Origin of the sequence: Mammaliicoccus sp. FSL K6-3158, from assembly GCF_038005105.1 — a bacterium.
Taxonomy (GTDB): domain Bacteria; phylum Bacillota; class Bacilli; order Staphylococcales; family Staphylococcaceae; genus Mammaliicoccus; species Mammaliicoccus sciuri.
Genome location: NZ_JBBOSL010000001.1, coordinates 1,631,863 through 1,653,758, shown reverse-complemented (window position 1 = coordinate 1,653,758; position 21,896 = coordinate 1,631,863). Strand labels below are relative to the sequence as shown.

The 21,896-nt window shown below is 29.6% G+C and carries 23 protein-coding genes; 13 read left to right on the top strand and 10 right to left on the bottom strand.

What is annotated here, in order from left to right; translation table 11 throughout:
• Nucleotides 1-13: 13 nt before the first annotated feature.
• Entirely contained in the window at nt 14-1,510 is a 1,497-nt protein-coding gene (locus MHH94_RS08250) for a glycosyltransferase family 2 protein (protein WP_058591408.1), read from the bottom strand.
• Nucleotides 1,511-1,867: 357 nt separating this feature from the next.
• Here MHH94_RS08250 and MHH94_RS08245 point away from each other — a divergent pair, with 357 nt between their 5' ends.
• Nucleotides 1,868-4,177 carry a CDP-glycerol glycerophosphotransferase family protein gene (locus tag MHH94_RS08245; protein WP_232202089.1) on the top strand — a complete coding sequence of 770 codons (2,310 nt, stop codon included), beginning with the start codon at nt 1,868-1,870 and terminating at the stop codon, nt 4,175-4,177.
• Between the two features lie 83 nt (nt 4,178-4,260).
• Here MHH94_RS08245 and MHH94_RS08240 read toward each other — a convergent pair whose 3' ends face one another.
• From MHH94_RS08240 to MHH94_RS08225, 4 genes are read right to left on the bottom strand one after another with little or no spacing between them, the layout of a single operon-like run.
• Nucleotides 4,261-5,094 carry an alpha/beta fold hydrolase gene (locus tag MHH94_RS08240; protein WP_058591410.1) on the bottom strand — a complete coding sequence of 278 codons (834 nt, stop codon included), beginning with the start codon at nt 5,092-5,094 and terminating at the stop codon, nt 4,261-4,263.
• Between the two features lie 16 nt (nt 5,095-5,110).
• Nucleotides 5,111-6,112 carry an amidohydrolase family protein gene (locus MHH94_RS08235; protein WP_084754712.1) on the bottom strand — a complete coding sequence of 334 codons (1,002 nt, stop codon included), beginning with the start codon at nt 6,110-6,112 and terminating at the stop codon, nt 5,111-5,113.
• Between the two features lie 45 nt (nt 6,113-6,157).
• On the bottom strand, nt 6,158-6,859 hold the full coding sequence (locus MHH94_RS08230) for an SDR family NAD(P)-dependent oxidoreductase (protein ID WP_153653346.1): 702 nt from the start codon (nt 6,857-6,859) through the stop codon (nt 6,158-6,160).
• 2 nt (nt 6,860-6,861) lie between these two features.
• A complete protein-coding gene (locus MHH94_RS08225; protein WP_340840584.1) occupies nt 6,862-7,422 on the bottom strand; it encodes a TetR/AcrR family transcriptional regulator in 561 nt (186 codons plus the stop codon).
• 104 nt (nt 7,423-7,526) lie between these two features.
• Between MHH94_RS08225 and MHH94_RS08220 the strand changes: the two genes are divergently transcribed.
• The 3 genes from MHH94_RS08220 to MHH94_RS08210 all read left to right on the top strand — a co-directional run bounded on the left by MHH94_RS08220 (nt 7,527) and on the right by MHH94_RS08210 (nt 9,263).
• On the top strand, nt 7,527-7,838 hold the full coding sequence (locus MHH94_RS08220) for a DUF2316 family protein (protein WP_058591414.1): 312 nt from the start codon (nt 7,527-7,529) through the stop codon (nt 7,836-7,838).
• Nucleotides 7,838-8,656: an NmrA/HSCARG family protein gene (locus MHH94_RS08215; protein ID WP_340840581.1), complete on the top strand. Its 819-nt coding sequence runs from the start codon at nt 7,838-7,840 to the stop codon at nt 8,654-8,656. The genes MHH94_RS08220 and MHH94_RS08215 overlap by 1 nt, the downstream gene beginning before the upstream one ends.
• Nucleotides 8,657-8,777: 121 nt before the next feature.
• The gene (locus MHH94_RS08210; protein ID WP_153653354.1) at nt 8,778-9,263 is read left to right on the top strand and encodes a GNAT family N-acetyltransferase; all 486 of its coding nucleotides are present in this window, start codon (nt 8,778-8,780) and stop codon (nt 9,261-9,263) included.
• Between the two features lie 56 nt (nt 9,264-9,319).
• Here MHH94_RS08210 and MHH94_RS08205 read toward each other — a convergent pair whose 3' ends face one another.
• A complete protein-coding gene (locus tag MHH94_RS08205; RefSeq protein ID WP_232182924.1) occupies nt 9,320-10,234 on the bottom strand; it encodes a DMT family transporter in 915 nt (304 codons plus the stop codon).
• A gap of 106 nt (nt 10,235-10,340) precedes the next feature.
• On the opposite strand from MHH94_RS08205, the gene MHH94_RS08200 reads away from it, so the two are divergent.
• From MHH94_RS08200 to MHH94_RS08190, 3 genes are all read left to right on the top strand, one after another.
• The gene (locus tag MHH94_RS08200) at nt 10,341-11,219 is read left to right on the top strand and encodes an AraC family transcriptional regulator (RefSeq protein ID WP_232182923.1); all 879 of its coding nucleotides are present in this window, start codon (nt 10,341-10,343) and stop codon (nt 11,217-11,219) included.
• 75 nt (nt 11,220-11,294) lie between these two features.
• A complete protein-coding gene (locus MHH94_RS08195; RefSeq protein WP_058591419.1) occupies nt 11,295-12,092 on the top strand; it encodes a Cof-type HAD-IIB family hydrolase in 798 nt (265 codons plus the stop codon).
• 23 nt (nt 12,093-12,115) lie between these two features.
• Nucleotides 12,116-12,850, top strand: a complete 735-nt coding sequence (locus MHH94_RS08190) for a class I SAM-dependent methyltransferase (protein WP_340840576.1) — start codon at nt 12,116-12,118, stop codon at nt 12,848-12,850.
• A 72-nt stretch (nt 12,851-12,922) separates the two neighbouring features.
• On the opposite strand, the gene MHH94_RS08185 is transcribed toward MHH94_RS08190, so the two are convergent.
• Genes MHH94_RS08185 through MHH94_RS08175 form a run of 3 tightly spaced genes read right to left on the bottom strand, consistent with a single transcriptional unit; the run spans nt 12,923 to nt 14,230 of the window.
• On the bottom strand, nt 12,923-13,450 hold the full coding sequence (locus MHH94_RS08185; protein ID WP_340840575.1) for a GNAT family N-acetyltransferase: 528 nt from the start codon (nt 13,448-13,450) through the stop codon (nt 12,923-12,925).
• 56 nt (nt 13,451-13,506) lie between these two features.
• Nucleotides 13,507-13,917 (bottom strand): YolD-like family protein, encoded by a 411-nt coding sequence (locus tag MHH94_RS08180; protein ID WP_058591421.1) that lies wholly within the window; start codon nt 13,915-13,917, stop codon nt 13,507-13,509.
• Entirely contained in the window at nt 13,904-14,230 is a 327-nt protein-coding gene (locus tag MHH94_RS08175) for a hypothetical protein (protein WP_049319020.1), read from the bottom strand. The genes MHH94_RS08180 and MHH94_RS08175 overlap by 14 nt, the downstream gene beginning before the upstream one ends.
• A 168-nt stretch (nt 14,231-14,398) precedes the next feature.
• Between MHH94_RS08175 and MHH94_RS08170 the strand changes: the two genes are divergently transcribed.
• Both MHH94_RS08170 and MHH94_RS08165 read left to right on the top strand, forming a co-directional pair.
• Nucleotides 14,399-14,902: a hypothetical protein gene (locus MHH94_RS08170; protein WP_058591422.1), complete on the top strand. Its 504-nt coding sequence runs from the start codon at nt 14,399-14,401 to the stop codon at nt 14,900-14,902.
• 209 nt (nt 14,903-15,111) lie between these two features.
• Nucleotides 15,112-17,418, top strand: coding sequence for a CDP-glycerol glycerophosphotransferase family protein (locus MHH94_RS08165; RefSeq protein ID WP_217843821.1), 2,307 nt, complete (start codon nt 15,112-15,114; stop codon nt 17,416-17,418).
• Nucleotides 17,419-17,597: 179 nt separating this feature from the next.
• Here MHH94_RS08165 and MHH94_RS08160 read toward each other — a convergent pair whose 3' ends face one another.
• Nucleotides 17,598-17,816, bottom strand: coding sequence for a hypothetical protein (locus MHH94_RS08160; protein WP_048542667.1), 219 nt, complete (start codon nt 17,814-17,816; stop codon nt 17,598-17,600).
• A gap of 159 nt (nt 17,817-17,975) precedes the next feature.
• Between MHH94_RS08160 and MHH94_RS08155 the strand changes: the two genes are divergently transcribed.
• From MHH94_RS08155 to MHH94_RS08140, 4 genes are all read left to right on the top strand, one after another.
• Nucleotides 17,976-18,767: a TIGR00282 family metallophosphoesterase gene (locus MHH94_RS08155; RefSeq protein ID WP_084754702.1), complete on the top strand. Its 792-nt coding sequence runs from the start codon at nt 17,976-17,978 to the stop codon at nt 18,765-18,767.
• Between the two features lie 105 nt (nt 18,768-18,872).
• On the top strand, nt 18,873-20,630 hold the full coding sequence (locus tag MHH94_RS08150) for a 2-oxoacid:acceptor oxidoreductase subunit alpha (RefSeq protein WP_340840567.1): 1,758 nt from the start codon (nt 18,873-18,875) through the stop codon (nt 20,628-20,630).
• Nucleotides 20,631-21,497 carry a 2-oxoacid:ferredoxin oxidoreductase subunit beta gene (locus MHH94_RS08145; protein WP_340840565.1) on the top strand — a complete coding sequence of 289 codons (867 nt, stop codon included), beginning with the start codon at nt 20,631-20,633 and terminating at the stop codon, nt 21,495-21,497. It abuts the gene before it with no gap.
• A gap of 72 nt (nt 21,498-21,569) precedes the next feature.
• Nucleotides 21,570-21,860: a thiamine-binding protein gene (locus tag MHH94_RS08140; protein WP_025905601.1), complete on the top strand. Its 291-nt coding sequence runs from the start codon at nt 21,570-21,572 to the stop codon at nt 21,858-21,860.
• Nucleotides 21,861-21,896 lie beyond the last annotated feature (36 nt).

Sequence of the window (21,896 nt, the reverse complement as noted above, 5' to 3'; positions counted from 1 at the left end):
TAAGGGATTTTATTTATTTATGTTGCTCTACAATATGATTACTTGCATTTAAACCAACTTCAGGGACTTGTATTGCAGGTTGGTTATCGTGTTCATAAGTACCTGGTGTATGGTAAGCTTCTTCACTTGTTTCTATACTAACTTTAGAGTGGGGTGTTCTAATCCAAGTTTGTTGATTTGACCATGTAAATAAACCGAATAATTGTACGATAAAATCAGTTATCATAAACCATTGTAAAGATAGTACAATTTTGATTGGATTAATATTTCTAAGTTTTGCATAGACACTATACATTGGTAAAATGACGAAACTATAAATAATAAGTAATGCATTTAGCCCTGTAATATAGAACATATAATCATTCAATAAATGCAATGCGCCAAATATATTCAAAGCTGCTAAAGTTGATAGCAACAGGTGATGATGGGTTAATAATATAATATTAATGATTAGCACTATAAATATTAAGAATATATGAAATGCTTTACCCATACTCATTAAGAAAAATATTTTGTCTAAGTATTTAATGTTTAAAGTCATAATAAATCTCTTAGTTAAAGGTAAAATTTGTTTGAAAGCAACGTACCAATGACCTTTTATCCATCTATGTCTTTGTATCATACTCACTTTTGTTTCTTCTGGTTTTTCATCATAAATAGACGCATGGTCATTCCATAATATACGTCCGCCATCATTGATAATCTCAATTTCCATTTCTAAATCTTCTGTAAGTGAATCAAATTTGAATCCGCCTTTATCAATTAGCCAATCTGTTTTCACAAAAAAACCTGTACCACCAATTGAATTAGGTAAGTTTAATTTATATTTTGCTAATTGCATAAACCGATTGTTTGTCCAAAATACAACTGAGTAGGCTAAACTCATAAATTTAGAGTAGTTTTTACTATCAAGATAAGTTTGAATAGCTGTTGGTCTACCTTTAGTAATAAATTGTGAATTGACTTCTTTTAAAATATTTTTACTAACAAAATTATCAGCATCTAAAACCATAATCATGTCATATTGACGTTTAACATTTTCAAAACCTAATTTTCTAAGTGCGTATTGAATACCTGCTGGTTTACCAACACCTTCTCGTTCAAATTCATTTTTAATAGTATCTACAACAAGTACATTTTCATTCAAAGCAATTTGTGTTGTAAGATCAGTAGAGTTATCACTAACGATGCATATATCATATAAATTTTTATCGTAATTAATTTGTTTAAGATTTCTAATCGTTTCCCGAATCACACTTTCTTCATTATGAGCAGCAACTAAAATTAAAAACTTTGTTCTATCTTGTTTAATGAGATAATCTCTTTTTATGTTTTTAAATCCAAAAAATGAAACAATCATATTATATGAATATACAATTGTGAAATAAAATGATAGAAGCATTAATCCTATAAATATAATAACTAATAAACCTTGCCCTCCCCAAAGCATTGGTATAATAGTTATCAAAGCTAAAAAGCATAACCAAAATACATAATTTAATTTTTTCATAATTTGTCTCCTTAAAATAATAACTTTAGTAGTATACATTTGGAGATATGAACTGAGCAAGATAAATAAATTAATAAATTGTGGTTTATTGAATATATGAACACATTAAAATTTTATGAATATTATAAAGTCACTTAATGATGAATAAATAAACATGTATTTATTGTTAATACAAGAGGGTGAGTTTGAAAAATGAATTTATATTCGTTGTGTCTAAAATGTGACAAATTTAAAAAGTAAACTTTTAGAAGTAGGTATTAATTCTTAAGTCATAAAGTTAAAATTGTATGTATGTTAATATAATGATTAAGTTGAAATTAAAATTTGTACAAATCAAAACAATGGGGAAGATATGTAATGAATATAAAAAAGGTTTTTAATGAAGTTTGTTTAATAGAAAAAAATACAAATGATTTTTTAAAAATTAAAATGTTTGATAGCAAGGAATTTTTCTATATCACTTCAAAATATTTAGATTTGCGTGAACATGCCATTAAGAAGACTAATTTTGAAGATAATATTTTAATGATATTAGAAATCGATCAAAAGGCTTTGTATGTTCATATTAAGAATGGCATGATTTATATTTCACCTTATTTAAATGGTAACACGGAAAAAAGTTTAGATATTAGCATTGAATCATATTATGACAAATTCAAAATTCAAAAGACAAAATATGCTTATGAAGTATTAGATGAGAATAATAATAAATATGAATTAAATGAATCAATTTTTTTAAAGGGGTATTCAAAAATCGATTCATTAGAAAGAATTCGTTCTAATGAACCTTATATTTATTTAAAGATTAGATATCATCACATAGTGAGTTTATTAGAATATACGATTGCTAGAAAGGAATTTGCGATAAAAACGTCATATGTTCAGATGATAGATTTGGAAGGGCGCTCAGGTTTTAATTTGATATCTAACAACACCTTTGAACTTTCTAATTTATCAAATGAAGTCATAAAGATAAGCGAACTTATTAAAGAAAAACATTTAAAAATAAAATCAAAAACTGCTTTGCAAAATTTTAATCCTGTTATTGTTAAATTAAATAATAGACTATTTACTATTTCGTACAATCGTCCAGATTTAATAAATATAGAACAAGATCTTGTTGAACAACCGACTTTCAATGTTTCACATATTAATTCGAGTAATACAAGGCATGGAATTAAATTTAGAGGACATATAGATTATAAGTATCATTTTAATATTCTTTTTAATAACGTAGTGACAAGTGACGGACTTATCTTAGCCAAAATTCAATGGGAAGATAACGGGGATTTTGAATTTGAAGTTTCCAAATATAAACTAAAGGAATTAAAAGAAGTTCATAATAATTTATACTTTGCTTATAACGAAATCATGATACATCCGCTTATTGTAGATAAACCAGATGATTTAAAGAATACAGTATTATGTACAAAAAATCATAAAAAAACATCATATATTTCGAGAATAAGTGCAGTTGATAAAGCAGTTATTACGGCAATACCTAAATTACCTATTTATAATCAATTCAATCAATTTAAAATTCGCTTATCGAAAATGATTGCTGATTCTGTTTTGAAATTTAAAAAGAAAAATGTAAATTTGTATTTTGAAAAAGATGCCTCAAGTGCTTCTGAATCAGGATTTGTGACATTTGAAGCTATTAAAAAATTAGAGCATTTAAACTCAGTGAATAAATTTGTTATCGATAAGAAATCTAGTAGTTATGAAATTTTACGAAAGAAATATAAACATGATCTTTTAAAACGTTTCTCATTCAAACATTATTATTATGTGTTTATGGCTGATCATTTTATTTCAAGTGAACTTAGCAATCATGTTATAGCAACCAAAACTTTTGATAATTTACTTTCTAATAAAATAAAAAAGACACCATTGTACTTTTTACAACATGGTATTATGTTTGCCAAACCTGTAGAAAATCCACAAGGTAGGAGTTTTTATAAAGAAAATCAAAATAATAATTTAGTAAAGAGTGTTATTAGTTCTGAACTAGAAGCTTTAGAATTTTATAAAATGGGATATGATAAAGAGGATCTTATGAAAACAGGATTGCCTAAATTAGATCATGCATATCTTAATAAAAATGCAAACAAAATAGCATTTATGCCAACTTGGAGATATTGGGAAGAAATGTATGTTGTAAATAATGAGATAGAAAAAACTTCATACTATCAGTCAATTATTGAAGTAATCGATGCATTTGAAAAAGCAGGTTTACTCGATAGATTATTGATCGTACCTCATAATAAATTTGCCCAGTACTTTAAAGAAAACTTTAAAAAGTACGCTCATATTATTGATACTAATCCAACAGAAGCATTAAAAAATTCTATTATTTTTATTACAGATTATTCGTCGATTATATATGATGCTATTTATAGAGGTGCATATCCAATATTTTATTGGAAAGAAAAAGATTACTTAATCAAAAATTATAAAGCAACGCCACCCCTAAATGAATCAAATGCACCAGGACCAATTGCATACGATGAAGCGGAATTAATTGACGTGATAAACAAAGCAATTGATGGAAATTATATTCTAAATGAAGAACATAATCATAATTATGAAGAAATTAACGAATTTAAAGATAATCAAAATACTAAAAGAGTTATTGAAAAGTTGATTGAAGATAAAGTTTTATAAAATTAAACATTGGTTATTAAAAACATCGCATGTCATTCGTTAATGATTGACATGCGATGTTTTGTGATATTATATATTAATTTTTATAACCACATTTTTGTTAAAGTGTCTGCAAATCCTTCTGGTTTTTGAACATAACCTAAGTGTCCACCAGGTATGTCGACGATTTTTATACCTGTTTGTTCTTCTATATAGAAGTTTACGTCTTGTGGGAATGAACCTACTGAATCTGTACCGTTTAATAATGTGACAATATCTTTATGTTTTGATAAATCTTCTAATGTAATATCAGAATGTGTATATTGTCTGATTTCATAATTTGCCCAGAAAATCATACGTTCGTATTGTGCTTTTTGTGCTTCGTCGTCTTCTGAAACTGGTTTAGACATGTCTTTAGCGTCAATTGCTGAGATGTTTAATGTTTCTCCAAATGTTTGCATGCCTTTTTGTAATCCTTCAGATGCAATTTGCTCTACGATTTGATCATTTTTTTCTTTCCAATATTGACTATCTGGAAGGAAAGTATTGATTGGTGGTTCATGGAATGCAATTTGTTTAACAATTTCTGGATAATCTTTTAATACGTGCATTGTAACGATTGAACCAGAACTTGAACCTAAAATATATACTGGCTCATCACTTAAATGTTTCGCAAGTTCTGCGACGTCTTGTGCGTCTCGTTTAACACGATAGTCATCGTCTGGACTTTGTGCACGTTCTGGAAGTGGCTCTGTTAATTCACTTTGTCCATAATCTCTTCTATCAACAGCTACAACTGTAAATCGATCTTTTAATTGTTCAGCTAAAGGTAAGAATATATCGCCAGTACCATTAGCACCTGGGACAAGTATTAAGACAGGTCCTTCTCCAACTTTATAGTAATTTAAATTTGCGCCTTGTAATTTTAATTTATTCATTATATTTCCTCCATTTTTAAAGTTTTAATAATTTTTGTGCATTTTTAAAACTAATCTTTTCTTTTTCTTCAGTTGTTAAATCTAATTCATCTAAGAATGTACCTAATTCTTCAGGTTGTATATAAGGATAATCTGCAGAATATAATATATGATCAACACCAACAGCATTTTTAACCATTTCAAATTGAGGTTTAGTTAACATACCGCTTGGTGTAATAAAGAAATTATTTTTGAAGTAGTGACTTGGTTTATGTTTTAAGTTTGGTGCATGAATTGTTTCATCCATTCTTTCATAGAAGAATGGTGTGAATTCTCCCCAGTGTCCGATAATCATTTTTAAGTTTGGATATTTGTCCATAATACCACTTAAAATAATACGCATTGCATGGACACCGACATCAACATGCCAACCATAACCAAAACAAGCAAATGATCCAGCAGTAGCGTCTGAATATTGATCACTTTGATAATAAGCTTGATATGCTTCGTCACTTATTGGTGCTGGATGTAAATAAATAGGTACATCTAAAGCTTCTGCAGTTTCAAAGATAGTATGGAATTCAGGACTATCTAAGAACTTACCATTTGGACGACCAAAGATGAGCGCACCTTTAAAGTTGAGTTCATTCACACATCTTTTAAATTCTTCAGCAGCAGCTTGTGGCTCGTTAATAGGTAATGTAGCAAATCCTAGAAAACGATCAGGATATTGATCAATATATTTTTTTAAAGTGTCATTTGTATAACGACATAATTCGATTGCTTTATCACCAGAAAGTAAGGAAGGTGAACCATTACCATAAGACAACACTTGCATTTGAACATTTTGTTCATCCATAAATTTAATGCGTTGTTCATGTTGATTAATTTCATCTTCATTCGTAAAGCCAGTTTGGTGTTCAAGTGCTTCTAACATTGCTTTTAATGGCACACCGTTTTTTGATGGTTGAATAATTTGACTCATTTGTTCTTGAACTTCTTTTAATACAAAATGTTCTTCGAAATTAATACTTTTCATTGTTAGAACTCCTTTTAAAATTGATTGAAATATAATTTGTTTATCTTACCAAGGCATTGTTCCATTAGAATCTATAAATGTACCTGTAGGACCGTTTTGATCAATTGTTGCAAGTTCAATGATTGCTTTAGCGCCTTCAGAAACAGGTTTTGATTGGTTACTTGCATCTCCAACTAAATCTGTATTTGTTGAACCTGGGTCTGCTGCATTTATTTGAATATGTGGTAATCCTTTTGCATATTGTACCGTTAACATTGTGACGGCAGATTTTGAAGAACAATAAGCAAGTGAGTTAACTTTGGATTCCATCGTTTCTTTAATAGTAACCATTCCAAATGAGCCTAAACCGCTGCTAACATTGACAATAACAGGTTGTTCAGATTTCTCTAATAATGGAATGAATTGATTTGTCACACGTACGATACCAAATACATTTGTTTGATATACTTTTTCCATATCTTTAGGTTTAATATCTCTAACTTTAGTAAAACCACCTGAGATACCAGCATTATTAATGAGAATATCTAAATGTCCTTCTTGATCAAGAATTGTTTCTGCAGCAGATTTAACTGATTGATCGTCTGTTACATCTAATTGAACGTAATCAACACCAATATCCTCTGCTGCTTTTTTACCACGTGATTCATCGCGAGAACCGATATATACTTTATAACCTTGATTTTTCAAAACACGCGCTGTTTCAAATCCTAACCCTTTGTTTCCACCTGTAATAAGTACATTTCTCATTGTTAATCGTCTCCTTGGTAATTGTTATAAAATAATTGGACAAGTGCATTACGAAATTCTTCATTAGACATTTTCCTATTTTTTGTTAAAAATTCATAATTTTTAGTCGTAAGTGCATTTAATAGGATATCTACTTTGAATGTAATGAAGTATTCATTTTCTTCATAATTAAATAGGTTTGAATAATAATCATGCAACAACTGATAGAATTCAGTTTGTTTGAAATCTTTTTTACTTGTACTATTTTCAACACATTTCAGTAATGCTTGATGTTCTATTTTGAACTGTAAAAATCGATCGATTGACTGTATAAAAATCATTTTGTTTGACTTCTCTTTTTGTGAAATTGTATTTAAATCTGTCACGAACATTTCAAAATCATTTGAGATTAATTTGTAACAAAGAGCACTTTTATCTTCAAAATGTCTATAAAGTGTCCCCATACCTAGATTGAGCTTATTAGAAATTCGTTTCATGCTGATATTTTCAACACCAAATTCAGTAAAAAGTGCTTTAGCTTTGGTTTCTATACGATGTTTATTTTCTTCGGCATCTCTCCTCATGTTGACGCCTCCTTGCTTATAAATTGACAATCGGATACCTGTCCGTTTATTGTATAAAGTACAAAGTTAAAGTTCAAAGAATTTGAATTGAAAGAAGGAATATCATGTCTTTAAATAAAGAACAAAGAAAAGTTACGAGCAAAGAATTAATTGACCATTTTAAAGCATCTCATTTATCTGAGGAAACAATTGCTGATGCATTAAATGTAACAACTAAAGATATTCATAAAGCATTAAATATGGAAGCACCAAATGGATTAATGAGAAATAGATTAATGGATTTTATTCATTTAGTATGGGACGTTCGAGATTTTATAAATAAAGAAATTAAAGAACAAGGAAATGAACCGATTGAATATACGTATTTAAAAGTTAATAAAGAGAATTATAGTTTTTTACAAGGGAGAGGAAATTGATGATTCAAAGTATATTAGTAATAGGTTCTACAGGTAAGCAAGGTAGTGCGGTCGTTCGAGAATTACTAAGTGAAGGATGGAAAGTTAGAGCATTTACGCGTAACAAACATAATCAAAAATTAGCAAATATTAAAGATGATAATTTAGAAATATTTGAAGGTGATTTAAGTAATCAAAGTGATTTAAAACAAGCGATGAATGAACAATATGGTGTATATTGTGTTCAGCCAATTATACAGAATGATGTGGAACAAGAATTACAACAAGGTAAAGCTATTATCGATACAGCAGTAAAACAAGATATATCTTATGTTGTATACAGTACTGCAGGAGGCGTTAACAGAAATCGTACAGGTCCACACTTTGAAGCGTTAGCTAAAATTGAAGACATGCTCAGTGAATCTCCATTAAATTATACAATTATTAAACCATCATTTTTCATGGATAATTTTCTGCGCATTGCCAAAGTAGAAGCGGATAACATATATATTCCAGAATTTATTTCACCTGATATAAAATTTGCGATGATTCCTTCTGATGATATCGCAAAAATAACAGCTCAAATATTTAAAAATGTAGATGAATACAATCATCAATCTATTGAAATTGCTTCTGATGAATTAACCTTAAACGAAGTTGTTGATACATTTACATCTGTTACAAATAAAAAAACTGAAATAAAAGGTCAATTTTCTAGTCAAATTGCTGAAAAAAGTTGGCTAGAAGAAAAAGGATACGTTGTAGATTTTGAACAAATGGATCATATAAATCCAAATAGATTACGTTTGAATAAATGGATATCAAAAAAATTCAAATAATAATATTATGTTAACAAATTAATGTTGTTAAATAATTGTACAGTCGTGTCAGTTATATTCACATACATTTGTGTCATTGTATTCCTTATGTATACTAAATATAATTGAGGAGGATGGAAAGATGATTAGATTAGCAAAAGCAGAAGATTTAAAAGAAATCTTATATATTTATAATGATGCAATTAAGAATACAACAGCTGTATACACATATGATGAAACAACATTAGAAGAACGTCATAAATGGTTTAATACTAAAGTGGAAAATAACCAACCTGTTATTGTGTATGAAGTGGGTGGCCAAGTTGCTGGTTTTGCAACATACGGATCTTTCAGAGATTGGCCAGCATATCTATATACAATTGAACATTCTATTTATGTAAATCCAGATTTCAGGAGACAAGGTATTGCTTCAAAATTATTATTAGAAATTATTGATTTAGCAAAGAAAAATGGCTATAAAACGATTGTTGCAGGAATTGATGGTGATAATCAAGGTAGTATTGATTTACATAAAAAATTAGGATTTAAATATAGTGGTAAAATTGAAAAAGTAGGATATAAATTTGATAAGTGGTTAGATTTAGATTTTTATCAAATATTCTTATAAGTGATATACAACCATACTGAGACATTAAATATTGTTTCAGTATGGTTTTTTAATTTTTAAACTTCAGAAGTATTTCCCTTTTTTAATGATATTGTGAGTATTAATACTAATATTAACAATATCCCTAATATTTGAAATGGTAAAAACGCGACATTTAACCAAATAGCACTGCTTAATATTGCGATTACAGGTTCAATTGTTCCGAAAAATGCGGTTTCTTTAGCACTTAAATAATTCAAACTAGAAATAAAGAAAAAGAATGCGATTGTTGTACCTGCAATAATGCCAAATAAGAGATAAAAAATAGTTTGGCCATTTAATAGTTGAATATCAATATCCCAAATAGGCGCTTTAAAATTGATGAATATGCCAGATATGAGCATTGACCATCCAACGACGAGAACTGACGGATATTTTTTTAATAAATTACCAACATAAATCGTATAAAAAGCTAATGATAAACCAGATATAATTCCCCAAATAATACTACTTTTAGCAACCATTAAGTTGTAAATACTCCCATTAGTTAATAATAAAAAAGAACCAGCGATTGTTAGAATAATGGCTATTAAATCAAATGCTTTAAAAGTGTCTTTCTTTCTTAACACATACCAAATGATGATATAGACTGGCGCTATATATTGTAGAAGTGTTGCTACTGCTGCATTACCGTAATTGATGGATGCCATGTATGAGTATTGAACGAGAAACATGCCAAAAATTGAAAATAGTAACAACTGAATGATACTGGCCTTATCTTTAAATATACTAAACAAGCTATGTTGTTTATGCGTTAATTTAAACAAGCATAATAGTAATACGCCACTTATAAGCAGTCTTGCTGTTACATACCAATTCATATCAATATGTTGATGTTGAAATAAATAATCAGAAACTGTACCACCTAGTCCCCAAAAGCTTGCACCAACTATTGCTAAATTTATACCTTTAATGCGATTATACTTGTCCATATGTTTCACCTTCATTTTATAATTATATATTGATTATAGTGATTTAAAACATGATATAATACATAAATATTGTGTAATAATATCAAAATATTGAGGTGATTGTTGATTGTATACTGAAATTATTGTTGAAGAAACAAGAGAAGAATTAATTCAATATCCTTATAAAAATTGGCATCACATTATTTTACATACCGTTCTAAACAAAACGTTATATGGATACATCCCCATTCATTGGCACAGTGCTTTGCAATATGTTTATGTCATTAATGGTGAACTTAAAGTTGGAATAGGTGAAGAATTGATTTATGTTCCAAAAGGGCACGGGTTATTTATAAATTCTCAAGTTGTTCATGAAATAAATGAAAGTGTGTCTGATACAGAATATTTTTGTTGGAATATTGATCTCGCTGATATGTATAAACAGATAGAGATGGAATATTTAACGCAAGTATTAGAATTAGCACATAAAATACCTTATATTTACTTGTCTCCAAATCTATCCGAACATCAAATGCTAATTAATATCATTAAAGATGCAGGTGAAAAATTTATTAAAAAAGAACAACATTTTAAATTAGATATTTCAATTTACTATTATGAGTCATTGAAACACTTGATAAATATCATGTCGCAAATTGAAACAGATGCACATTACTATTTCGATCAACGTATCAAAACATTGATTAACTATATACAAGTTCATTATCAGTCTAAAATAACGTTGAATGATTTAAGTGACAATATCCATATGAGTAAACCTGAGACTGTTCGACTGTTTAGTAAATATGTTCATCAAACGCCATTTCAATATATCTTAAACTATAGATTAGAAAAAAGTGTGAGTTTATTAAATAAACATACAGATAAGTCTATTACAGATATTTCATACGTATGTGGCTTTTCAACAACGAGTTATTTTATACAAAAGTTTAAAGAAAGGTATGGCCAAACACCAAAACAATTTCTTAAACAAATAAAAAAGTAAACGATTCCTATTGAAAAACTATAATTATACCGATACAATATGATTAAACAGTTATAAAGTAAAGGGGATAATTAGATGGATATAAAATTAGTCGTCACAGATATGGATGGTACTTTTTTAGATGGGAATAGCGAGTTTGATAGAGAAGCATTTGGCATATTAAAAGAAAATTTAGATACACACAATATTAGATTTGTGTTCTGTACGGGGAAACAATGTGAAAGAGTTGAAAATATTGTAGGGGATTTAACGAAAGATACATTTATCATTGGAGATAGTGCAACACGTATAAAATATAACGGTGAATTTCTTTACACAGCAACGATACAAAATGAACTAGGATTAAATATTATTGATGCTTTAACAAAAATAGATCCAGAGCAAACAATTATTGCATGTACGGAAGATGTAGCATATGTTCTAGATACTGTTTATGAAGAAGAAAGAAAATTTGTACACGGTTCATATCAAAACGTTACATACATTAAAGATTTCACAGAAATTAAAAGTGATTTCTTGAAAATCACGGTTCATGACGCTTCAGGTAAATGTAAACAAACAGCACAACAAATTGATTACTTTAATAACGAAGTGTATATTATTGCATCTGAAGATTACTGGATTGATATTACGAAGTTAGGTGTGAATAAAGGAACGACTATTCATAAAATACAAAGCATATTAAACATTGATCCTGCTGAAACAATTGCTTTTGGAGACGGACTTAATGATATAGATTTATTCAAATCAGCTAAATATAAAGTAGCAATGGATAACGCATATCCAGAATTGAAAAAAGAGGCAAACCTCATCGCGATCAATCATAACGATAGTGGCGTTATTAAAACATTAAATTTATTGCTTTCATTCTGATATCATGAGTATGAGGTGATAAGATGAAACCGGAGAATCAATATGATGATCAAGCATTTTTTGATCAATATGCTAAAATGCCGAGAAGTCAGCACGGCTTGGAAGGTGCAGGAGAATGGGAAACATTACAAAGCAATTTACCTGACTTTAAAAATAAAAAAGTATTGGATTTAGGTTGTGGTTATGGTTGGCATTGTAAATATGCTGTTCAGCAAGGGGCTAAAGAAGTGGTAGGCATCGATGCTTCTAAAAAAATGATAGAGAAGGCAGAAGCGGTCAATCATGATTCTAAAATAACCTATTTGGTTGATCTCATTGATGAGTATTCTATGGAACCTAATACTTATGACGTAATATTAAGTTCATTAGTGATTCATTATATAGAAGATATTGAGTCACTGTTTAAGAAAGTATCAAAAGCATTATCACATAATGGAGAATTTATATTTTCAGTAGAGCATCCTATATTTACTGCTCATGGTTCTCAAGAATTGATATATAAAGATGGAGAAATTGAGCATTTCCCTGTTGATCATTATTTTGTAGAAGGGGAAAGAAATACGCATTTCTTAGGTAGCGAAATAAAAAAAAATCATCATACATTAACTTCATATTTTGCAGCGCTTAAAAATAATCAATTTATCATTGAAAATATTGTTGAGCCAATACCACCTCAACATATGATGAATATAGATGGTATGAAAGATGAATTAAGAAGACCTATGATGATCATATTTAAAGCGAAGAAGATAAACTAAATGTAATATAGTAATAATAAGAGTGGGATAGAAATCTAATTTATTTAAAAAGATTTCTGTCCCACTTTTTAGTTATGCATTAAAATCCAAATAATAGTAAATATCAAATTTACCTTTTTGTTGTGTGAATTGATATGATTTGGTATTTAATCCTCCAATTTCAAAGCCATATTTTAAATAAAAGCGATTAGCATTTAAATTATTGTCTTGAGCAATTGTATAAATCCCTTTCATTCCTTCATCTTTTGCTAATTCTATCGCTGCATTTAACAATGTTGATGCAACATTTTGACCGCGGTAAGAAGAAGAGACTTTTAAATCACTTAAATACAAATATTTATTCCAATACTTTTCAAAAATACCTAAACCAATACATTTGTTATCATCAAACGCACCTATTGCAAAACCTTTCTGATCAATTGAATCAAGCTGATAATCTTCATCAGGAAAAATCATCGTATCAGAATCCGTTAATACTTCATGATACTGCCATACATTAGCAGTTCTCGTAACGACAAGTTTACCGAACAGTTCAAATGCTTCATTAGGTAATTTAAGTTCATGCTCATTATTTTTAGTAATACGTTCAATCGTTATCATAAATTATGCCACCCCCATTTACACATCATAGCATAAGCGAAGAAAATGGTTTTAGACTATTCAATACTAACAATACAATCCATGCTTAATCGTACTTTCTTATCCTCTGCAATGACTTCTAACTTCTTATGTTCACTATCAAATTTATGAATTTCACATGCTATTTCTTTAAAATAACCATCTTCCCAATATTTAATAAGTGCTTGTGGATTATAAAATATTTTTTCTGCTAATACGTTATTCAAATCATTTAATGCAGTTTCTTCTAATATAGGTTTCTCTACTTTTGTTTGATCGGCTATAAACTGTTTAATCATTTCATATTGCTCGGGCATTGTTGCAAATGGTGCCCATTTAATCATACCTCTTCCTTTAGGAATATTACGTTGTAGATAATGATTAGGAATTTTGCGATAATCTGTCTCATATTTATAAGGTTCTGGTAAGTCAGGATTAATAATTTTCATATACAAGCTCCTTATTCATTTTATTTAAGCAATGGATTGCGTTATTCAAAGAAACGATCATCGTATTTCGTTGTGTTGAAGATGTATAAACATCACGATAAATGACGTGTAAAATCTTTAAATATCCCGTAAATAAAATGAACTTCTCAGTTCGATAATCAAATGATTGAAGGTAGCGTTCAACTTTGTTTATTTCTTTATAAATGACTTCACCATTTAAAAATATCGCCGTATCATTAGTCGGTTCAACGCTATCTAACATGTAAATGTAAGTTTCAAATTTATGAATCATTAAGTTAATATACTTATTCATCACAAACACCTCCCGTAGAATCTTTTCTTTTATTATACGAACAAGTGTTCGTATTTGTAAAGTGAAATGTGAGAGATAAATTTGACTAGATAAATGAAAATCTATTGAAAGCTTGCGTTATATTAAGCATACTTGAGAAAAATTCTTAAAATAAAGTAGGTGAATAAAGTGACAATTGTGATTGTTGGTGGATCGGGTATGTTGATGGATGCAACGAAATGGATTAAAGAACATTTTGATGATGATATTTGGTTGCTTTCTAGAAATCAAAATAAATACGCAGAGGACTTACTTCATTCGAAAAATATACATTTTAAACAATATGATTATGAAAATGATTGTGTGCTGAGTGATGAGAATATACGAGGTACTAATATTATGGTGAGTTGGGTACATAGTAATGGCTATTTTAATCATCTCAAGTTCATTGAGAAATATATAAGTGTGGATAAGCATGCTGAACCAATTTATGTTCACGTCGTCGGTACAAATAAATTTGATGATGCTGAGTTTATTAATAAGCTTAAGAATAAAGGCTTTAATGTATTCACAGTAAAATTGGGTCATCGAATAAATGATGATGGAACTAAACGTTGGCTTAATAATGAAGAAATTTCAAAGGGTGTAATTCAAGCTATACAATTCAAAAAAGATATATTAATAAGTGATTGATGAGTAAAAGAGCATGAATTTAATATTGTAAAATAGAAGATAATATAAAAATAGATTATCTTCTATTTTTATATTCAATAAAATTAATTATTTCCAACAAATAATTCTGTGTAAAATAATTAAAAATTGTGGAATAAGTATATAAGGAGTGTTAATATGAATGAAAATTTAATTATAAGATAAAAACAATTACAAAGGGGCGAGATTGAATGAAAATTAAAATTTTAGGGTTCAATCTTTTTGCTAAAGGTGGAACATCAAGAAGTAATATCAATTTAATTAAATCGTTTATTAAAGCTAATCATGAAGTTGTTTATTATAATTTTAAAACTTTTGATAAGACAGCGAAATTTAATACTATGATTAATGAACAATTATTTGATAAGCATTTAAGTTTCGAAGAATTTAGAACAAGTGAAGATTTTGTAAATGCAGATTTCGTTATACTAACGAGAGAAACCTTCTTTTATTTAGCAAGAGAAATAAAATCAATCAATCCAAATGCAATGGTCGTAGGGGAGATTCATGGACCATTAGCATATATTGATGATAATCAAGATTTAGCTTTTGATGCGATTGATGCTTATAGAGTGAGTTCTATTGATATTAAGCGTGATTTCATCGAACGTTATGGAAAAGAAAATGTCTTTAATCAATATGTCGATGCGTCACATATTATCGCGAATGAAGAACCTAGTGTGACACGAAGAAATTTATTAATTAAAGCAAGATTTGAAGATAATATAAAGGATATTTCATATGTTATAAAAATGATGAATCGTATCATCAATGTTAAGGGCTATGATAATATACATTTATATATCAAGGGGTATGGACCATCTGAAATTTTATATAAAAATTTAATTCATTATTATCAACTAGAGGAACATGTTCATATGAATGAACGGGAACCTAAAAACTATATTTATATATCATCTTCTCCATATGAAACATTAGGCTATTCTATATTAGAATCTATAGCTGAAGGTAATAAAACGTTTATTTATGCTGGAGAAGATGGCGTACTCAAACGTATATATGAACCGTATCATGCAGTACAATTTTTAGAGAAAGATATCCATGAAGATAGTAATCGTTTAATTGAGTTTATTGATGACAAATATACAAAGGAAGAAAGAGCTGAAGATGTAGCATTATTGAATGCAACATTTGTTGATAGAGACTATGCTTCTGATTTTATTGAAGCATCTAAAGGATGTATGGATGGTTTAAAAATAGGATCAGGAAGTAAGGCGAAAGTTACACAAAAAGTCCGCAAAAAATCAAAGCTAGAATATGGCAGAGATTTGTATGAACAATATAAGACTAAACCAGTTATTAGAACAGTGTTAAATAATGAGAGAGTCTTTAATTTTGCAAAAAAGAAATACGAAAAAAGGAAAATGGATAAGCTTAAACAGCAATACGACGCCATTACACCTTCGGAAAATAAAGTGTTCATAGAGTCGTTTCATGGGAACAATTTTAATGGAGATCCGAAATATATCGCACTATATATTAAAGAACACTTTCCTGAAAAAGAAGTGTATGTAAGTTCTAGAAATGCATTAGTAGATATGGAAATTAGAAATCACAATTTAATTCCTGTAAGGTTTGGTAGTAATATTTATAATCAAACATTTAGGTCGTGCAAATATATTGTGGTGAACGGCAATACTTTAGATAGGGTGTTTAAACATAAAGATCAAATATTTGTACAAACATGGCATGGCTTTCCTCTTAAAAGAATGTTGAATGATTTAGAAGACAAAACTGAAAGGAATGCTCAAGTAGCAGCGTTTAAACCAAGAATGAAGAAGTGGGATTACTTATTAACTTCTTCAGCAGTAAATACAATGTTACTAGAGTCATCATTTAATATTCAACCAGAGCAAGACTTACAAATACTTCAACTCGGTGCACCGAGAAATGAATATTTAATGAAGCATGATGAAACAGAGAAAGAACGTGTGCTTACGAAATATTTCTTTACTAAAAGTAATGATAAAAAATATATTTTGTTCTGTCCGACATGGAGAAAAGAAAAAAGAGCACTAATGTCAAAAATCAATTTAAACATCTTATTAGAACAATTACCTGAAGAATATGAAATTATTGTTAAACTACATCCTAATGAATCACATTTGAGAGTAACATATAGTGAATTAAGTGATCGAATTCATTGTTTTTATAATGAACTTGTAGACATTCAAGAACTATATTTAATTTCAGATGCCATGATTACAGATTATTCATCTACGATATTTGATTATGCACATTTAAATAAACCCATTTTCTTATTGCAAGAAGATACAGAAGTTTATTCAGAACAAATAGGCTTTTATTTTGATATATTCGAACTTGTCACGATAGAAATTGCGAGTAATGATGAACGCATACTGGCCAGACAATTACTAGAAAATAAACAACCAGATTATCAAAATATAACAGACCAACTATTACAAGATGATAAAATAGGTACCACTGAAAATATCGTGAATTATATATTTAAGTAAGATTTGTACAAAGTGTTGATTTTTATATAGTTATCTTAGAACTTGTGAGTTAATGAAGACATTAACACACAAGATTGGGTACCTCGTAAATTTTATCTTTAAGTAAGTATTCTACAAATCAAAAACCATCGCTACAGTCTATAGCGATGGTTTTTTGATATTAGTATTTTATAATAAATTTAACGTGTTAAGTTCAGTTCTAAATCTAATGCTTCTTTTAAAATGTTGGATGTTTCTTGTGAATTTACACCACAACTGCCATATTTTTCAGCGAGTTTGAATGCTGTAACGTATAGTTCTAAACTGTCTTTCGCGATATCTTCTGCATTTTCTTCTACGGATGGATTTGCTCTAACCACTAATTCTGCAAATTTTTCTGGTTGGATTTCAATTCCCATGTTTAAATAAACACTCCTATTAGATTTTGTAACGTTACTAAACTAATGTGTTTGAATAACGCTCGTATTATGTATACCCTAATAAAAAATTAATAATCATCTCTTTTAAAATTTTTTATTTTGAATTAGAATATAGAGTGAATAGAGAGGATGTCAATATTGAGAATTTTATTTATAGGTGATATTGTAGGCAAACTAGGAAGAGAGCAGTTAGAAACATATTTACCAAAAATTAAAGCAAGTTACAAACCAACGTTTACGATTGTGAATGCAGAAAATGCTGCACACGGTAAAGGCTTAACAGAGAAAATTTATAAAGATATTTTAAGAATGGGTGCCGACTTTTTAACGATGGGTAATCACACTTATGGTCAAAGAGAAATATATGATTTTATTGGACAAGCGAATAGAATGGTTCGTCCAGCGAATTTCCCAGAAGAAGCACCAGGTCTTGGTATGAGAATTATTAGAGTTAATGATAAAGATATCGCAATCATTAATTTACAAGGTCGTTCATTTATGCCAGTAATTGACTGCCCATTCAAAAAAGCAGATGAACTTATAGAACAAGCTTCAAAAATAACACCGTATATATTTGTGGATTTTCATGCTGAAACAACTTCAGAGAAAAACGCAATGGGATGGTATTTGAATGGTAGAGTAAGTGCAATGGTTGGTACACATACTCATATTCAAACATCTGATGAGCGTGTGTTAAATGAAGGTACTGCATATATTACTGACGTAGGTATGACGGGTTATTATGACGGCATACTAGGTATTAATAAAGATGAAGTTATTGAAAGATTTATAACAAGTTTACCGCAACGTCATAATTTACCTGATGAAGGTAGAAAAGTATTGTCAGGTGTTATTATTGACCTTGATAGTGCAGGTAAAGCTAAAAAAATACAACGTATATTAATTAATGACGATCATCCATTTGAATAGTATCGTCCATTAGACTGATTTTTATTAAAACCCTTTAATTTCATAGGATTAAAAGGGTTTTTTTGTTATGATATAACATGAGATATTACATGGGGAGGCCATAAAATGAAATCACAAATTTCATGGAAAGTGGGCGGACAGCAAGGCGAAGGAATTGAATCAACAGGTGAAATTTTTGCAACTGCTATGAACCGTCAAGGATATTATTTATACGGATATCGCCATTTTTCAAGTAGAATTAAAGGCGGTCATACAAATAATAAAATTAGAGTATCGTCAAAACCAGTAAGAGCTATTAGTGACGATTTAGATATATTAATTGCATTTGATCAAGAGACGATAGAAGTTAACTATCATGAAATGCTTGAAGGAAGTATTATTATTGCAGATGAAAAAGCGAAACCTCAAAATCCAGAAGATAGTAAAGCACAATTGGTTAGTTTACCATTCACAGGTGTAGCAAAAGAATTGGGCACTGCACTTATGAAAAATATGGTCGCAGTTGGTGCAACTTGTGCCGTAATGGATTTAGATACGAAAGTATTTGAATCATTAATAAAAGATCTATTCGGTAAAAAAGGTGAAAGTGTTGTAGATTTAAACATTCAAGCTTTAAATGAAGGATATCGCTTAATGTCTGAACAAATGGACGATTTACAAAGTGAACATACCATAGAACCAACTGACTCTGAAGGTCATTTATTTATGATAGGAAATGATGCAATTGGTTTAGGTGCTGTTACAGCAGGTGTTAGATTTATGGCAGCATATCCAATCACACCAGCATCTGAAATTATGGAGTATATGATTGATCGTTTACCAGCATTAGGTGGAACAGTTATTCAAACAGAAGATGAAATTGCAGCATGTACAATGGCTATAGGTTCAAACTATGCTGGTGTTCGTTCATTCACATCTTCAGCAGGTCCAGGTTTATCATTAATGATGGAATCAATAGGTTTATCAGGTATGACTGAAACACCACTTGTTATTGTAAATACACAACGTGGGGGACCTTCTACTGGTCTGCCAACGAAACAAGAACAATCAGATTTAATGCAAATGATTTATGGTACACACGGTGACATTCCTAAAATCGTATTGGCACCAACTAGTGCAAGTGATGCATTCTATTTAACTGTAGAAGCGTTTAACTTAGCTGAAGAATATCAATGTCCAGTTATTCTATTATCAGATTTACAATTATCATTAGGTAAACAAACTGTAGAATCATTAGATTATAGCAAAGTTGAAATTCGTAGAGGTGCATTGGTTGAAGGTGATTTAGAAAAACAAGAAGATAAAGCGTACTTTAAACGTTATGCTTTAACAGATTCAGGTGTATCACCACGTATCTTACCAGGTACAATAGGCGGAATCCATCACGTTACAGGTGTTGAACATGATGAAGAAGGAAAACCTTCTGAAAGTGCTGAAAACAGACAAAAACAAATGGATAAACGTATGCGTAAAACAGCTCAATTATTGATCAATGATCCAGTAGAATCTAATGAAAAATATGAAGAAGCGGATATATTATATGTTGGCTTTATTTCAACAGCTGGTGCAATCGAAGAAGCTATTTCAAGATTGGATCAACAAAATGTGAAAGTCAATCACATTCAAATTAGACAACTTCATCCGTTCCCTTCAGATGTTGTGCAAGAAGCATTTAATAAAGCTAAAAAAGTTGTTGTAGCTGAGCATAACTATCAAGGACAACTATCTAATATTATTAAGATGAATATTAATCATCAAAATAAAATTATTAACCAAACTAAATATGACGGTACGCCGTTCTTACCACATGAAATAGAAGATAAAGCTTTAGAAGTCGTAAGTAATATGAAGGAGTTGATTTAATTGGCAACATTTAAAGATTTTAGAAATAATGTTAAACCAAACTGGTGTCCAGGTTGTGGAGATTTCTCAGTACAAGCTGCAATTCAAAAAGCAGCAGCTAATGTTGGACTAGAGCCAGAAGAAGTTGCCATTATTACAGGGATTGGATGTTCAGGACGTTTAAGCGGTTATGTAAATTCATATGGCGTTCATTCTATACATGGACGTTCTTTACCATTAGCACAAGGCGTTAAAATGGCTAATAAAGATTTAACTGTTATCGCTTCAGGTGGTGACGGTGATGGATTTGCGATTGGTATGGGCCATACTGTTCATGCATTAAGAAGAAATATGGATATGACTTATATCGTTATGGATAACCAAATTTATGGTTTAACAAAAGGACAAACATCACCAAGTTCTGCTAAAGGATTTGTAACGAAATCAACTCCAAAAGGTAACATCGAACAAAATATTGCACCTTTAGAATTGGCGATATCATCTGGTGCAACATTTGTTGCTCAAAGTTTCTCTAGTGATATTAAAGAATTAACAAGTATTATTGAAGAAGCGATTAATCATAAAGGATTTTCATTTGTAAATGTATTTTCACCATGTGTAACGTATAATAAAATTAATACGTATGACTGGTTTAAAGAAAATTTAACAAAACTTGCAGATATTGAAGGTTATGATAATACAAACAAATCTCAAGCAATGCAAACTGTATTAGATGCTGAATCAATGATTACAGGAATTATTTATCAAGATAAAGATACACCATCATATGAATCACAAATTGAACAGTTTGATGAACAACCACTTGTTAAAAAGTCTCTTAAACTTGAACAAAATCAATTTGATGAACTTGTTTCTCAGTTTAAATAATTATATAATAATACCACTTTAAGCTCATAGATTTATCTATGAGCTTTTATACATAGAAAAGGGGGATTCGAAATGACAAATACATTAATGAGTATTCAAATTATTCCAGAACATCAACAGACAGGTGTTATTCCTCTAGTTGATGAGGCAATTAGTATCATCGATCAATCGGGTCTTAAATATGAAGTACATCCTTTAGAAACAACGATAGAAGGAGATTTAAATGCATGTCTTATTCTTATTGAACAAATAAATGAACGTATGGTTGAACTTGAATGTGACAGCATTATTTCTCAGATTAAGTTCTATCATGTGCCTGAAGGTATAACAATGGATACATTAACGGATAAGTATAAATCATAATTTCAAAATAATAAGATATAAGAAAAGGAGAATGTT